This window comes from Pseudoalteromonas sp. T1lg65, from assembly GCF_051930985.1.
Taxonomy (GTDB): Bacteria; Pseudomonadota; Gammaproteobacteria; order Enterobacterales; family Alteromonadaceae; genus Pseudoalteromonas.
In genome coordinates, this window is the sequence record NZ_CP196838.1 from 778,007 (window position 1) to 795,260 (window position 17,254).

Annotated in this window: 10 protein-coding genes; 1 reads left to right on the forward strand and 9 read right to left on the reverse strand. The window is 42.8% G+C overall.

Annotated features, from left to right (window positions below; genetic code table 11):
- The gene (locus ACSLBF_RS20515) at nt 1-3,069 is read left to right on the forward strand and encodes an efflux RND transporter permease subunit (RefSeq protein WP_440056491.1); all 3,069 of its coding nucleotides are present in this window, start codon (nt 1-3) and stop codon (nt 3,067-3,069) included.
- Between the two features lie 78 nt (nt 3,070-3,147).
- Here ACSLBF_RS20515 and rluF read toward each other — a convergent pair whose 3' ends face one another.
- From rluF to glgB, 9 genes are all read right to left on the reverse strand, one after another.
- On the reverse strand, nt 3,148-4,026 hold the full coding sequence (gene rluF / locus ACSLBF_RS20520) for a 23S rRNA pseudouridine(2604) synthase RluF (protein ID WP_440056492.1): 879 nt from the start codon (nt 4,024-4,026) through the stop codon (nt 3,148-3,150).
- 55 nt (nt 4,027-4,081) lie between these two features.
- Complete coding sequence (locus ACSLBF_RS20525) at nt 4,082-5,146, reverse strand: ABC transporter substrate-binding protein (RefSeq protein ID WP_440057046.1); 1,065 nt, start codon at nt 5,144-5,146, stop codon at nt 4,082-4,084.
- A gap of 4 nt (nt 5,147-5,150) precedes the next feature.
- The gene (locus ACSLBF_RS20530) at nt 5,151-6,227 is read right to left on the reverse strand and encodes a DUF418 domain-containing protein (protein ID WP_440056493.1); all 1,077 of its coding nucleotides are present in this window, start codon (nt 6,225-6,227) and stop codon (nt 5,151-5,153) included.
- The gene (locus ACSLBF_RS20535; RefSeq protein ID WP_440056494.1) at nt 6,227-7,444 is read right to left on the reverse strand and encodes an EAL and HDOD domain-containing protein; all 1,218 of its coding nucleotides are present in this window, start codon (nt 7,442-7,444) and stop codon (nt 6,227-6,229) included. The genes ACSLBF_RS20530 and ACSLBF_RS20535 overlap by 1 nt, the downstream gene beginning before the upstream one ends.
- A 172-nt stretch (nt 7,445-7,616) precedes the next feature.
- The gene (locus ACSLBF_RS20540; protein ID WP_440056495.1) at nt 7,617-9,158 is read right to left on the reverse strand and encodes a glycogen synthase; all 1,542 of its coding nucleotides are present in this window, start codon (nt 9,156-9,158) and stop codon (nt 7,617-7,619) included.
- Nucleotides 9,159-9,165: 7 nt separating this feature from the next.
- Nucleotides 9,166-10,458 (reverse strand): glucose-1-phosphate adenylyltransferase, encoded by a 1,293-nt coding sequence (gene glgC, locus ACSLBF_RS20545; RefSeq protein WP_440056496.1) that lies wholly within the window; start codon nt 10,456-10,458, stop codon nt 9,166-9,168.
- 20 nt (nt 10,459-10,478) lie between these two features.
- On the reverse strand, nt 10,479-12,977 hold the full coding sequence (locus ACSLBF_RS20550) for a glycogen/starch/alpha-glucan phosphorylase (protein ID WP_440056497.1): 2,499 nt from the start codon (nt 12,975-12,977) through the stop codon (nt 10,479-10,481).
- Nucleotides 12,970-15,021 (reverse strand): glycogen debranching protein GlgX, encoded by a 2,052-nt coding sequence (glgX, locus tag ACSLBF_RS20555; RefSeq protein ID WP_440056498.1) that lies wholly within the window; start codon nt 15,019-15,021, stop codon nt 12,970-12,972. Before glgX ends, ACSLBF_RS20550 begins: the two co-directional genes overlap by 8 nt.
- Entirely contained in the window at nt 15,015-17,252 is a 2,238-nt protein-coding gene (gene glgB, locus ACSLBF_RS20560; protein WP_440056499.1) for a 1,4-alpha-glucan branching protein GlgB, read from the reverse strand. The genes glgX and glgB overlap by 7 nt, the downstream gene beginning before the upstream one ends.
- Nucleotides 17,253-17,254 lie beyond the last annotated feature (2 nt).

Consider the following 17,254-nt stretch of genomic DNA (forward strand, 5'->3'; position numbering starts at 1 on the left):
ATGAGCATTGCAAATTGGTCGATTGAGCACAAGGTCATCAGTTGGATGTTTGCCCTGCTATTGATGATTGCAGGTACCGTATCGTATTTTGGATTAGGACAACTTGAAGATCCCGAGTTCACACTAAAAAAAGCGATGGTGATCACAATGTATCCGGGCGCGTCGCCCCAACAAGTCGAGGAAGAAGTCACCTTTCCGATTGAAAATGCAATTCAACAATTGCCCTATGTTGATTACGTCACGTCAATTTCTTCACCAGGTAAATCACAGATTTCGGTGGAGATGAAAAGTAGCTATCGCAAAGCAGATCTACAGCAAATTTGGGATGAATTACGCCGTAAAGTCAATGACTTAACCTCAAAGTTGCCCCCAGGTGTTTATCCCCCCAGTGTCATCGATGAATTTGCTGACGTATATGGTGTTCTTTATGCAGTCACTGGTGATGGTTATTCCTATGATGAGTTAAAAGACTACGTTGATTTTTTGAAACGCGAATTAGTGCTGATTGAAGGCGTCAGTAAAGTTACCGTAGCGGGTGAACAGCAAGCACAAGTCATTGTTGAGATCTCAACTCAAAAGTTATCTCAACTTGGGCTATCTCCAAGCTATATATTTTCCCTTTTACAAGCGCAAAACACAGTCTCAAATGCAGGTAAAATTAAGGTTGGCGATGAGTCCATTCGCCTTCACCCTACCGGGGAATTTCATCATGTTTCAGAGCTTGAAGATTTGCTTATTTCCAAGCCTGGTGCAAAAGAGCTGATTTATCTTGGTGATGTTGCAACAGTAACTAGAGAATATGCCGAGGTGCCAAATCATATCACGCGATTTGATCAGCAAAGAGCACTGTTAGTTGGGGTTTCGTTCAGCTCCGGAGTTAATGTTGTTGAAGTTGGAACTCGACTTGAGCAGCATTTACAGGCGCTAGAATATCAACGTCCATATGGGATGAATATTAACACCGTCTACCACCAACCCAACGAAGTAGAAACATCGGTTGATGGTTTCATTGTTAGTCTGCTCGAAGCTGTCGCGATTGTGATTGTAGTCTTGCTTATTTTTATGGGCGTTAAAAGCGGTATTTTAATTGGTGGTATTCTTTTGCTTACAGTGCTTGGTACGTTCATTTTTATGAAGCTATTTGCCATCGATTTACAAAGAATTTCTCTCGGTGCACTGATCATTGCATTAGGGATGCTGGTGGATAATGCCATCGTTGTGACAGAAGGTATTCTCATTAATATCAAAAAGGGCCAGTCTAAAGTAAAAGCGGCTGTGAATATCGTCGAGCAAACAAAATGGCCGTTACTTGGCGCCACGATAATTGGTATCACGGCATTTGCACCTATCGGTTTAAGTTCTGACGCCAGTGGAGAGTTTGCCGGTTCCTTATTTTGGGTGTTGTTGATTTCTCTACTATTAAGCTGGGTTACAGCGATTACGCTAACGCCTTTTTTTGCGAACTTAATGTTTAGTGGGCCAAAAACTGCATCAGGAGAGCAAAATGCTCAACAAGACGATCCGTATCAAGGAGTGATTTTCACCGTATATAAATCACTATTATCATTTTGTTTAAAACACAGAGTTATCACTATCATTGCAATGCTCGTTTTACTGGTCAGCTCGATAGTTGGGTTTAAATCCGTGAAACAATCATTTTTCCCAGCGTCTAATACGCCAATGTTTTACGTTAACTATTGGCATTATCAAGGTGCTGATATTCGCAGTACTGCTGAGAATATCGCGCGCATTGAATCATTTCTGCTGCAGGATAATTTGGTAGAAGAAGTAACCACGACCATTGGCCAAGGTGCCCCAAGATTTATGCTGACCTATCCTCCAGAAAAGCAGTACAGTGCCTATGGCCAGCTAATTGTTAGGGTGCAAGACCGAGAGTCCGTAGCCGCCATGATAGCAAAGCTGCGTCAATTTGAAGCAGCACAAGAGCTTGATGGTCAACTGATTATTAAACGTATGGAGATCGGTCCGTCGACGAACGCAAAAATAGAAGCGCGGTTTTCCGGCCCCGATCCTGTAGTGCTAAGACAACTCGCTGAGCAAGCCAAGCTCGCAATCGCCAGCGATGATAAAGCGTTCAACATCCGTGATGACTGGCGGCAAAGAACCAAACTTATTCGTCCAGAATTTAATGAGCACAAAGCTAGACGCCTTGGGATCAGCAAATCAGATTTAGATCAGTTACTGCTTACGTCTTTATCGGGTGCCAAAGTCGGGTTATATCGAGACGGAACGCAGTTGCTTCCTATAATCGCACGTTCTCCAGAAGAAGAGAGGCTAAACGTCGAAAATTTGGGTGACTTACAAATATTCAGCCCAGTATTGAATATTTATGTACCAGTTTCCCAAATTGTCGATGAGTTTAATGTGGTCTGGGAAGACAGCCTAATCATGCGTAGAGATCGCAAACGTACCATTACTGTAATGGCAGATCATGACGTGTTGGGCGATGAAACACCTGCAAAGTTATTCAACCGTATTCGTGGTAAGGTGGAATCTATCGCATTACCGCAAGGCTATGAAATGCAATGGGGTGGTGAGTTTGAGTCTTCCAGCAAAGCGCAAAAAGCCATTTTTGGCTCATTACCCATCGGTTATCTGGCCATGTTTATGATCACTGTTTTGTTATTTAACTCGGTCAAAAAGCCACTGGTAATATGGTCGACAGTACCGCTGGCAATTATTGGTGTTACTGCTGGTTTAGTCCTATTGCAAGCGCCATTCAGCTTTATGGCACTGCTTGGCTTGTTAAGCTTGTCGGGTATGTTAATCAAAAACGGGATTGTGTTGATGGATCAAATCAACCTTGAGCTGGAAAGTGGCAAAGCACCATATCAGGCAGTGTTTGATTCGGGTGTTAGCAGAGTTAGACCGGTTTCCATGGCTGCGATAACTACCATATTGGGTATGATCCCGCTGCTATTCGACGTATTTTTCCAATCAATGGCAGTCACAATTATGTTTGGCTTGGGATTTGCGACTATTTTGACGCTTATTGTGTTGCCAGTATTGTATTGCATCTACTTCAGTATTAAACAGCCAAGTGTTTAAACAAAAGCGGCCCCAACAAGGGGCCGTTTTTAATTACTCTACCAATGTGTTTACCCGCAACTAGTGCATTGACACCATTTAGTTTCTGTTCAACTTTAGCGTCCCGGACACCCTTTTGCTGGGCTTTTTGGTTGATTTGTTGGCTGGAGTACGAACAGAGTGTTCTGCTTTTTTAACCCGACCAGATCTGTGGTTTTCTGTAGATTTTGCGGTTGAAGTCCCAACGGCACCAGATGCTTCTTCCGTTTTTACTGAGCTAGCCGTAGCTTTTTCTATTTCAGCCATTTCTTTGTCTGTAAGATGACGCCATTGACCCACAGCAAGACCCGACAAATCAACGTTCATGATACGAACGCGCTTGAGCTTTGTAACTTCATAACCCAAGTATTCGCACATACGTCGGATTTGACGATTAAGTCCCTGAGTCAGCACAATCGTAAACGAATTAGTGCCCGTTTTTTTAACCTTACATCGCTTAGTAACAGTACCAAGAATTGGCACACCCGCTGACATTCTGGATACAAAGCGGTCATTGAGCGGCTTATCTACCGTAACTTCATATTCTTTTTCGTGATTGTTTCCAGCTCTGAGAATCTTGTTAACCATATCACCTTGGTTAGTCAAAAATATCAAGCCTTCTGAAGGCCTATCTAAACGACCTATGGGGAAAATACGTTCTTTGTAGTTTATCGCACTGATAATATTGCTTTTGATTTTACGTTCGGTGGTGCAGGTCACGCCAACTGGTTTATTGTAAGCAATAAATACCGCTTTCGGTTTGGCTTTTAATGGTTTGCCATCGATGACGATGTTGTCCGCATCGCTGACTTTAAGACCCATTTCTGCAGGGTTACCATTGACTTTCACACGTCCATCAGCAATCAGCGAATCCGCTTCTCTACGACTACAAAATCCAGTTTCACTAATATATTTGTTGAGGCGCTTTGGTTCTGACACGCTTAATCCAGTTTGCTATAAAAGCCGATATTGTAAACCAGTTGCAGGCTTTCCTCTATGGCATTCGTAAAATGTCTGGCGTAAATTGATAAGTCTTGGTTGGTTGATTTTTAATGCTCATGGCTTTGTAGTCAATCTTTGACCAATTTTTTATGGACTTTATCCATAAAAACTCAGAGACATTCGTGGCGGTGATCACCGACAAATCAAATGTCAGGCTCTTGTGCTGCGACCAATAAGGATGACCATAATGATGATCGTACAGCGTAACCAACGCCCACGCCCCCATCATAAAGTGCCCTCCAACTGAGGCCTGAATTTCTCCAGTCTCAACACCCGAAATGGCCTCTTTTAACCAATCAAATCCTCCCACAACGGCGCTGTGATTACTGTCTCTTAGTGCTTTCTTGGCTCCTATCGCCATCAGATCTGATGCGCACCAGATGAGGTTTGTTTGTGGATAACGTTCCAATAGTTTTAAGGTTTTGTCGTAAGCTTGCTGTTTCGACCACCCAGCATAAACCGTTTGCTGCAACGTGACATCCGCTTCTAGCAAACGCTCTGAAGCACCGATATTTCGCAGATCTGACTCACTTCCATAGTGTCCATTGATAGAAATCGCCTTAATATCCTTAATGCCTTGACGTTTTACACTATCAAGTAAAGCATCAGCAAGTAGATATCCGGCGCGCTTATTATCATGGAAGACTTCACCCAACCAATATTTGTAGTTCTCTCCCGGCAAGCCAATTTGTTGTTTTTCTGTACCATTTAGCGTTTGCTCTAGGGTGAGATACCTTACGCCATGGCTCTCAAGCAACTGCAAGGTTTGCATTGCACCGCCAGGGTAGTTAATCAAGATCACATAGTCTGGTTTACGATTTACACTGAGATAGCGGCGTAGTTCTGCTAATTGAATATGACGATTCCCTTCACCATATATCACCGACACACCGACGTTTAATTGTTTTGCAGCTGCAACGGTGACTTGCTGAACTTTACCCCAAAAAGGATCGTCGGTTGTCGAAGGGTTTACTAGTAATACGTTGAAATCAATAGCTGCATAACAATTTGCAGATAGGCTAAGGAAAAACGCATACGCTAGTAACAGTCTTTTCATCACGTTATTTGTTAACTACCTTTGACACACACCATTCTAAAGGCCCCTGTTTAAACAACTTAAAATACAGGTGCGCGATAACTAACTGTAGTACAGCGAAGACAACAAAAAGTGAAAAATAGTCAATTCGATTATAAGATTCTCGATACTCAGGGAATAAAAACACAAAGTATATGGTCATAAACACTGACTGGCTGATATATAAGGTTAACGCTAACCTGCCGGTGCTTGCCAACCAGCTTAACGCACTTAACCCACTGCGCAACACTTGCTTAACGATGACGGCATAAAGCAATGCTACGGGGACTGCCAAAGCCCAGGTTAGCGCTTCTAACGCCGTTTTTGGTAATAGATCTGACTGCGCCATAATGATAGATACGATAAACGCAATGACCCCAGCAGCTATAATCTTGCTTTCATCTTGGCGATTTTCAAGATCGAAAAAACCACGTCTAAACAACATAGCACCAAATAACATCAAACCTGCCGTATACCAAAGGGTTACTATAAACATCACCACAACCATTAAGCTGAAATAAATCAGGTTGCTCAGTAGTAATGATAGGTAGTCGTTCGGCAAATTAGATAAAGCTTGAATATAGTCTGCATGACTTCGTGTATGGTTGGGCTCCGGATCGAGCAAACCAATTGCGAACATCAGTATGGTAGGGATCAAAAACAATAATAGCGATTTAGTACGTAGAGAAGTTTGCGGCCCTTTGATTATTGAAAACGCGATAAAACCAGAGAAGGCATAATTGAGTAGTATATCCCCAGGCCAAATAAGATAACCATGGAGTAATCCAATCACAGCGATGACTTTTAAACGTCTTTTTATCACCTCGTTAGTTCGACTTTGTAGCTGCATACACAGTGCGACACCAAACAACATCGCAAATAAGGTTCTGAATTTACTATCAAAAAATATAATGTTTATAGATTGCAACAAACTGTCTAGAGGATGAGCTGGGTCATTAGCAACATAGCCGAGTTCAAAATTAGCAAAATGAAACACATTCATAGAAAGCAATCCGAGTAGCGCCAAGCCTCGGATAACATCAATTGTTATTATTCTGTTCATTAATATACGCGATTCTTATACATATCGGCCCAGCTAATCGCGGCTGCATGAAAATCAGGTAAGTTCATATCGCTGTAGTTCAAATAACCACATGCATCTTGTAACTTCCACCAGCTTCCAGATTCGTAGGCCTTAACAATATTTAAGATATAGTACAACGTATTTGCCTTTCCTAAAAGCGCATCGTGTAACTGTTCTGGAAACGGTAATTTTGTAACTAGTTGATCCATGGGCCTATCTAAAATTGCGTCAAGTAATGAGAACAGCCCAGTGAGGAAACTCATGTTGACTAAACCTGGGGCAATCTGTTGCGCTATCAATTCACAAAAACGCGAACGCATAATGGACAAACGAGTTAACTCCGTCGGTTTACCTTCTGCCACATGCGCCGTCATCAGCAAGTTAACGAACCGCAAAATTCGCTCATTGCCCAAATAAACCAGCGCTTGTCTTAGTGATTCTATTTTATGTTTTACGGGAAACACGCCGGAGTTAATCAAGCGCAGTAGTTTGTAGGCAAGTGCAGTATCTTGGGCAAACAGCTCAGATAGTCGTGAGATACTCATGTTGGGTTTCAGCGCTTCTTCATAGATCAACATGGCAACGACGTAGTTAATTTCTATGTCTTTATGTTCTATTACTTTCGGTTTTGCAAAAAAATATCCCTGGAAAAACTGAAACCCCATTCTTTTTGCTTGCTCAAATTCTTCTTCTGTCTCTACTTTTTCCGCGAGCAGCTTTAAGTTTTTTCTTTGTTTCAGTTGGTTAACCAAAGGTCCTATCGTGTGTAATGGATTTTGTATGATGTCAAATTTAACCAATCTGATTAATTTGAGAAAAGGCTCCCATTCCTTCGTATATTGAAAATCATCAAGGGCCAAACGAAAGTTATCATGAAATAGCTCTCTCACCCTTTCGTAATTCTCTTTCGTCGGTGGGATTGTCTCCAACAACTCAAGAATTACATCGCTGGCAGGTAAAAATTCACACAACGATTGACGCAATGAGTCCGGGCCAATATTGATTAATGCCTTTTTGCCCGAGGTTAAATATCTCGTGCCTAAATTAAGCTGGTTGTTTACAATCAACTTTGCCGTTGCTGCATCATCAGCAATATTGGGAAAACTGTTTTTCATACCATCGCGAAATAACAATTCGTACGCCACAACTTGTTTTTTGCGATTAAATATGGCCTGGCGAGCCACAAAAACCTTCAAACAGGAACTCCTTCGTACCTAAAGTACTATTTTCATACTTTTGGTTTAGACATTTTTCAATTTTAAACCTTTTAGATTATAAATAAAATCAACCTAAGCTATTAAGTATTAAAATAATAGCGTAAAAGATAAATCTTTTTGATAAAAAAGAAAGACAAGTAGGCTGAAAAGCCTACTTGTAAATAAATGAGAGGTATTTTTGAGCTACAGATTGCCAATCAAAGCGTTGTAAACTTGCTTGCAATTTTATCTGTTGGTAACTTTCTGAATTGTTAACAATATCTTCTAGGGCACTTGCAAAGGTACAAACCAGCGCATGGCTTTGTGAAGCCAGGTTTTCTCCTTCAAAACAGTAACCTGTTTCACCGTGTTTGACGGTATCCGTCAACCCACCTACGTTATGTACGAGACAGGGTTGCCCCGATCTCATCGCCAGCATCTGACTAATACCACAGGGTTCAAATGAACTAGGCATTAAAAACAGCTGCCCCAAGTCATATAATTCATCCCCTAAAACTTGGCTATAGCCATTTAAAAATAATAGGTTTTGATGTCGAGACATGACCTGAGTAAAGAGCATTTCCAAATTACTATCACCAGAACCGACGATAATAATACGAGCACTGTGCTGAGCAGCAAGCGAAGCTATTTTGTCTAGCACTAAATAGTCATCATAGGGCTGCCTAAGTAACAGTGCTTTTTGGTCGGTTAATCGCCCCACGCTAGTTATTAACGGACCATCATGTGATTCTTTACGCCACTGTAAGATACGCTGATGAGCAATGTAATAACGAGGCTGAACCGTTTGATGATTTGCCATCCACTGAAACAGGTGATGCTCTGCATGTTGTAAGTAGTCATTAAAAGCGATAGCTGAAGCGCGGTCGCTACCATCTTTGTCATACACACAACCATTTAATACCCCAACCAAACGGCCTTGGCTTGAAGCATTTTGCATATCCAACTCTAACCCTTCACCACCAAAGAAACCAAGTTCTGGATGACTTGCTCGCATTACCTCTTTCGCATAGTTAGGGGACACCACATGTACCTTGTCGCACAAATTGATTGCTGCGCGCATTGGGTTAAAACAGTGTGGAAACTTAGGATCACAGATAGTGATCCCGTCGTAAGTCATGGTGGGGAACCAAGCTTCGAGACTTGAGTGGTCATGATTAAACGGCCGAATTCCCTGCAATGACAAATTATGCACCGTATAAACTTGTTTAATTGCTGATAACTTTTTGAATCTCGGATTGTACTCACTCAATACCGCTATCACCGCTGCATGCCAATCGTGCAAATGCAATACGTCAACGTCAGTAACCACGTCATGCTCTACCAGTTCAGCAACCGCAGCGCTAAAAAACGCAAAACGATTTGCGTCAGTTGCAAATGGCTGCTCGGCATCATTGCAATAGATTGCGCCATGATGCTCACTAAATAATGAATGAGAAATCACATATTGCGTGACGTGTTGGGACTGCTCAACTAACCACAAGGTCGCAGTTTCCAGATGCTGCCTAAACGGCACTGCAATGTCTGCTACAAATGTTCGTGGCAGTGCTGGCTGACCGTAATCGGGTGTGATCACGGATACTCTGGTATCTAGTTCAGCCAAGGCGTAAGGGATGTCTCTTATAACATCTGCTACGCCACCAACTTTACAATTGGGCAACCGATCATTCTCGGCTGCCACCATTAATACATGCATATATCCTCTACGCCGACTTTACTACGGATTCTCTGGCACTTTTTTCAATGGTCGCCAGCATATCTCTGGTAACCAACACTATACCTTTATTGGATACTCTAAAGCCATTTTTCTTATCTTCTTCAAGATCATAGCCAATTGTCATCCCTTCAGGGATTTGGCAGCTTCTATCGATTATGGCATTTTTGATCTTACAACCACGTCCAATTTGTACCCCTGGCAGTACGACTGCCCCCTCGATTTCACAGTAGGAATGCACATGAACGTTAGAAAATAGCAGTGAACGTTTTACTTTCGAACCAGAAATGATACAGCCACCAGACACTGTCGAGTCCACCGCCATCCCTCTTCTGTCATCGTCATCAAAAATAAACTTTGCAGGAGGTAGCTGCTCTTGGTATGTCCAAATTGGCCAGTGTGGATCATACAAATCTAGCTGCGGTTCAGGTGAAACCAATTCCATGTTGGCTTCCCAAAACGAATCTATGGTACCTACATCACGCCAATATGGTTGACCTTGGTGTGAGGGATCTCTAAACGGATAAGCAAATACGTTATGCTCTTCAATAATAGACGGAATAATGTCGTGACCAAAGTCTCGTCCTGATCCTTCTCTTGCTGCATCTCGTTTCAGTTGTTCAAACAAAAACTCGGTATTAAATACGTAGTTACCCATTGATGCTAGACATGTGCCTGGCTTGCCAGGAATCGATGTTGGCTCTGCTGGCTTCTCATCAAAACGTCTCACTCGTTTGTTTTCGTCTACGGTCATAACACCAAAGGTTTTCGCCGCTTCTTCACATGGCACTTCAATACAACAAACTGTCATATCCGCCCCCGTTTCAACATGCTTAGCCAATAACCCACCGTAGTCCATTCGATAGACGTGATCACCAGATAATATCATCACGTATTTTGGTAATTCATGACGAATGATGTCCATGTTTTGGAACACGGCATCTGCGGTGCCGCAGTACCACTCGTCTCCATAGCGCTGTGATGCTGGTAATATCTCAACAGACTCACCTAATTCTTTCTTAAAATGTCCCCACGCACGATTCACGTGACGGATCAAAGAATGTGATTTATATTGGGTCGCAATACCGACCCGACGGATCCCAGAGTTAATGCAGTTTGAAAGCGGGAAATCTATGATCCGATGTTTACCCCCAAAGTAAACCGCAGGTTTGGCTCGCCAATTCGTTAACTCATGTAATCGTGAGCCACGACCACCAGCTAAAATCAACGCGTACGTTTCACGTGTTAAAGTACTAATGTAGCGATTCGCATAATTAGGCATACCGTTTATTCTCCATAACTTTAGTTTGCGGTGATTAACTGCATTGGGCTCAGACGCCAAATATCATCACAATAATCTTGAATTGTTCTATCACTAGAAAATTTGCCACTTGCTGCGGTATTGAGAATACTCATTCGCAACCAATGTTCTTTATCTTCGTACGCTTGCGAAGCGTTTTCTTGGCACTTTACATACGAAGGAAAATCTTGCGCCACCAACCAAGGATCTGAAGGACACTTGATGGCGTTGACGATGTCGTCAAATATACCCGGCTCAAATAGGTTAAAATGTCCACTCTCTAATAACTGCATCACCCGTTTTAACTCAATGCAGCCATCTATGATTTCCATTGGTTTGTAATCTTGTCGGATTTGCTGAGCTTGCTCTGCAGTTACGCCAAACAAAAAGAAATTATCAGCCCCAACACATTCTCTGATTTCAATATTTGCGCCATCTAATGTGCCAATGGTAACCGCGCCGTTCATCATGAATTTCATGTTGCCAGTACCCGAGGCTTCTTTTCCTGCCGTAGATATTTGTTCCGACAAATCCGTAGCAGCACAGATCACTTCCATCGCAGAAACATTGTAATTGGGTAAGAAGGCTACACGTAGGAAAGGATGTGCAGCTCTATCCTGATTAATCACACTTGCGACATTATTGATTAGCTTGATAATCTTTTTCGCCATGTAATAACCAGGCGCGGCTTTACCACCAAATAACACACAACGTGGCACTAAATTCTCAGTGTCTCCTCGACAGATCCGATCATAAAGGTGGATCACATGCAATATGTTGAGCAGCTGGCGTTTATATTCGTGGATCCGTTTAACTTGTACGTCAAACAACATCGTCACATCAAATTCAACACCACATTCTTTACTCACTAAGTCTGCAAGTCTTTGTTTATTTTCGAGCTTTACTTGCTGCCATTTTTGCTGAAAAGCCTTGTTGTCAAAGTAGCGTCTGATATCACTGATCTTCGCAAAGTCCGCTTTCCAAGCATCACCTATCTTGCTACTAATTAATGAGGCTAATTGCGGATTACAATGCGACAACCAGCGTCTTGGCGTGACACCATTGGTTTTGTTATTAAACTTTTCTGGCCATAACTGGTAGAAGTCACTAAATAGCCCTGATTTCAATAATTCAGTGTGTAAGGCTGCGACTCCATTCACGGAATAGCTGCCTACAATAGCTAGGTAGGCCATTCTTACCTGTGGCTGCTCACCCTCTTCGATTAATGATAAAGCGCGTTGCTTACCAATGTCCCCAGGCCATTTCAGCGCCACTTCAGTTAAGAACCGAGCGTTGATTTCGTAGATGATTTCAAGCAGTCGTGGTAACAGTCGAGCAAACAAAGACACTGGCCATTTCTCTAGTGCCTCAGGTAACAAGGTGTGGTTGGTATAAGCCATCGTAGAGGTGGTGATCTGCCACGCCTCCTGCCATTCCAATTCATAGTCATCAACAAGAATACGCATCAGTTCGGCTACGGCAATACTAGGGTGAGTATCATTAAGTTGAAACACATGATAGTCAGCAAAGTCATTGAAACTGGGTCCATATCTCTCAACCCAGTTATCTACGATATCCTGCAAACTCGCACTAGAAAGAAAGTATTGCTGCCTCAGCCTTAACTCTTTGCCGTTTTCACTCGTGTCATTGGGATACAATACCATCGTGATTTGCTCAGCGAGGTTCTTTTTGGCCACAGCCTCCGAGTAACTTCCGGCGTTAAATTCATTTAAATCAAACTCATCGGTCGCTTCGGATTTCCAAAGTCTGAGTGTATTGACGACCTCGTTTTTATAACCGGGTATCGGCACATCATAAGGAACGGCCAAGACGTCTTGCGTATCAATCCATTCTCTGTGCTCTCTGCCAGAACGGTCAATATGCGAAACAACATGCCCTGAAAACTTAATTCGCTTGGCTTTCTCCGGCGCAGCGAGTTCCCAAGGGTGTCCTTCACGCAGCCAGTTATCAGGCTGTTCTACCTGATGACCTTGCTCAATTTTTTGGTTAAACATGCCATATTCGTAGCGGATCCCATAACCGATAACTGGCAATGCCAAGGACGCACAGCTATCAAGAAAACAAGCAGCTAGACGGCCTAAACCACCGTTACCTAAACCTGCATCATGCTCTGCTTGTGCAACCGTTTCTAGCTCACAACAATACTCTTTTAGCGCATCTCGAACTTTGTCTTCTAGATCTAAGTTCAACACCGCATTAGAAAGCGCTCGGCCCATCAAAAATTCCAGAGAAATATAAGCTGCTTTACGCGTCTTTTTGTCTGCCAAGTACTGATTAGTGGCTCGGCAACGTGCTACCAGCCTATCGCGAATAGTCAGCGCCAATGCATGGTATAAATACAACTGGCTTTCTCCCACTTTGTCGCGACCTAAGGTGTAGTAAAAGTGACGCGTCAAATCATCAACTAAGGTGCTTTCATCCATTTTTGGAGCATCTTGCCAGTGTTTTACCACACAAACTGATCCACTGTTTTTAGCCATGCTTGTTATCCTCTTGAATCGATGTGAATATCCATGCCGTTTTTGCAGGCACTTGAATGTGTTCTGATAATTTTTTCGTAAGCTGATGTGTGACTGTGGAAATTGCTAAGTGCCAGTGTTTAGAAAAAGCGCTCGGAGGCAAGCTCATCTGCAGATCTTGGTTACTCGCATTAAAAATCAGCAACAAACTTTGCCCTAGCTGCTGATCCGATATGGTATAGCTTAACCATTGCCTGGTCGGTTCTTGCCATTGTTGCGGAGATAATGTCTCACCATGTTCATCGAACCAATTTACGGCATAACGACTATCTGAATCATGGACATAGAATGCATGAGAAAAAGCACTAAATTGCTTTCTAATCGCCAATAAGTCTTGAATGAAAAAGTTTAACGCATGGTGCTGCTGATGATTTTTCCATGCCAACCAATTAGTACAGTTATCCTGACAATACGCATTGTTATTACCATTTTGACTGTGTGCCATTTCTGATCCTGAGCATATCATTGGCACACCTTTGGATAAGATCAGCGTTAGCAACGCATTTTTTTGCATGGTGAGGCGTTTATCCATAACCTCAGGGTCCGAACTAAAACCCTCCACACCGCAATTCATTGAGAAGTTTTCACTGTGACCGTCTCGATTACCTTCGCCGTTGGCTTCATTATGCTTTTGCTTATAAGCGGTCCAGTCGTACAACGTAAAACCATCATGGCTAGTAATAAAATTGATCGAATTTAGGGGGCCACGATAGTTATGCTCAAATAAATCTGAAGAGCCATGGATCCGCATAGCAAGTTCGGGCAAGACGCCAAAGTCACCTCGCCAAAACCGCCTTACCGTATCTCTGAACTTATCGTTCCATTCTCGCCAAGGAGACGGAAACTGGCCAACTTGATAACCGCCTGGTCCAATATCCCATGGTTCGGCGATAAGTTTTACTTTTGATAGCACGGGATCTTGCGCTAGCGCTTGTAAAAACGTGTGACTTGCATTAAATCCGGTACTTTCCCTAGCTAAGATAGTTGCCAAATCGAATCGAAATCCATCAACCCCCATGTATTCTACCCAGTACCGGAGGCTATCGAGCACCAACTTCAAACTCGCCGGATTGCTGATGTTCAAGGTATTACCACACCCGGTATCATTGATGTAGACGTTTTGCTTGTTGGCTAGGGTGCGGTAGTAACCTAAGTTGTCTAACCCTTTCAAACTTAGAGTGGGTCCATCAATGCCGCCTTCAGCTGTATGGTTAAAAACAACATCAATAATGACTTCGATATTTGCGTCATGGAGCGCCTTAACCATTGTTGGAAATTCTCGAATATCATCGTTGACCAAATACTCTTTGTGGGGGGTAAAAAAGCTCAGAGTGTTATAGCCCCAATAATTCTGCAGCCCTTTGGTCGTTAAAAATTGCTCTGTAATAAATGCGTGTACTGGTAACAGCTCAATAGCCGTAATACCTAATTGCTTTAGGTGCTCAATAAACTCGGCTGCGGCGATGCCAAGAAATTTTCCGCGATGCGCAGCAGCAATATTGGGATGACGTATTGTTGCGCCTTTTACATGGCATTCATAGATCACGGTTTTTGACCAAGGTATATTTGGTCTTTTGCCTTGATATTTTTCTACTTGAGTAACTCGAGATTTGGGCATATCTATAGCATTATCACTGAGACTGAGCTTGCCAACAGGTAGATGACAAAAATGTCTTTCGCTCCAAGTGAACTCGCCAAAAAAATCGTTGCCGTACGGATCGAGCAGCAGTTTATTTTTATTAAATAACAAGCCTTTTTCTGGATCATAAGGTCCATCAGCCCTAAAACCATACAAACTTTGGTTTTCCAGCCCTTCAATAAACAAACTCCAATATCCGCCTTCATGACGAAACATTTTGAGCTTATTGACCTCGCTGTGGCCACTTTTATCAAACAGGCTTAGACACACCTGTGTCGCTTTTGGTGCGTACACACAAAAATTGACACCTCTGTCATTAACGGTCGCGCCAACAGCGGCTGTGGTGCCACGATAGCTGGTTAGCATGCCTCACCCGTAATACGTAGCAAATAAATAGTGCTTAAAGGCGGTATGGTGATCTCAATACTATTGGCACAGCCATGACTTGATTTAGGTTTCGCTTCTACTAGTTGCTGCTTACCTGCAACGACTGAGCAACCGCTGCCCCAAAACGATTGTTCGTCGGTATTTAAACAAACTTGATAGACCCCAGGTGCTGGTACACCCAATCTAAAGCGATGGTGGGTATTTGGGGTAAAGTTAGCAACCACCACCAATGGTGATGACGAATTCTTAGCAAATCGAGCAAAACTAAAAATGCTCTGCTCGGCATTTCCACCATCAATCCATTTAAATCCAGCGGGCGTGTTATCGCATTCATAAAGCTGTGGTGTCGAACGATACACTTGGTTCAGTTGCTTAATGGTTTTATAGATACCACTATGCGCTTCACTGGTTAGCAGTGACCAGTCAAGTTGCTGGTTATGGTCCCACTCACTGCGAGGCGCAAGTTCACTCCCCATAAAGAGTAGTTTTTTACCTGGATGAGCATACATAAATGCATAATAGGCGCGCAGGTTTGCAAATTGTTGCCAATCATCACCTGGCATTTTACTTAATAATGATCCTTTACCGTGTACAACCTCATCGTGGCTCAACGGCAAAATGTAGTTTTCTGAATAGGCATATACCATAGAAAACGTCATTTCATGGTGGTGATATTTTCTGTGGACCGGATCTTTAGACATGTATTGCAACGTGTCATTCATCCATCCCATATTCCACTTGAAACCAAAACCCAAACCGCCATGCTCAACACTTTGAGTTACACCTGGCCAAGCTGTGGATTCTTCCGCCACCATCATAATATCGCCGTCAAAACCATAACATTGTGTATTAACGGTTTTGAGACAATCTATGGCGCCCAAGTTTTCTCTACCACCGTAGCAATTTGGCACCCATTCACCATCATCGCGGCTGTAATCGAGATACAACATCGATGCCACTGCATCGACTCTCAGCCCATCAATGGCAAACTCAGATAACCAATATAAGGCATTAGATGCTAAGAAGCTTTTTACTTCGGCACGGTCATAGTTGTAGATGTAGGTGTTCCAATCAGGATGGAATCCTTGCCTTTTGTCTGCGTGTTCAAACAAATGCGTACCATCAAACTTGTGCAACCCATGTGGATCTGATGGAAAGTGTCCAGGTACCCAATCGATTAATAAGCCTAAGTTATGTTTCTGGCAGCTTAATACAAAATGCTTAAAGTCATCTACGCCACCAAAACGACTGGTCGGTGCAAATAAGCCAACAGGTTGATAGCCCCATGAACCATCGAAGGGGTATTCACTGATAGGCATTAATTGTAAATGTGTAAAACCCAGCTCTTTGACATAAGGTACTAAATCATCCGCTAATTCACGATAGGTCAAATAACGATTTTGTTCTTCGGTACGTCTTTTCCACGAGCCTAAGTGCACCTCATAAATAGCAATTGGCGCATCGATTTTATTTCGCACTTGTCGCTGTTGGCGCTGTTCATCAGTCAACGAGATGGCCGTGATTGACGGTTGAATTATGCTAGCTGTCCCGGGGGCCTGTTCCATCTTCAGCGCAAACGGATCGGCTTTCTCCAGTCGTTGCCCATCATAAGTTAGTAAAGAAAATTTGTAGCAGCAATCGACGGTTAATTCCGGAATAAAGATCTCCCAAATACCACTTGCTGGGTGCAGCCGCATACCATGTTCGTTATTTTGCCAATGGTTAAATTCACCAATAACGGACACAGCTTGGGCATTGGGTGCCCAGACCGCAAACCGAGTGCCTGAAATACCATCGATTTCAATACAATGCGCGCCTAAATGTCGATATGCTTGAAGCTGCGTACCTTCATTAAATAAGTAGAGATCACTATCACTCAGCGAAGTGGGGAAACTATAAGGGTCATGTCTAACCACCGAATACTGTTCAAAAAACACTTCAAACTGATGACGATTAACACATTTTCTGGTCGCTAGCTCAATAAAATACAATGCACTTTGCTTGTACTGTGTCATTGCATACTGGACGTTACCGAAACAGCAAGATACCGACTGAGCTCCCGGTATAAAAGCACGAATAATGGATGTTTTTTCGTCGATAACATGCTTACCGAGAAAGGCAAATGGATCTCTAAAGTTGCCACTTTCTAATGCCATCAGTTGAAGGTCATAATTTGGGTTATTGCTTGCTACTTTGACAATTGAATTCATAT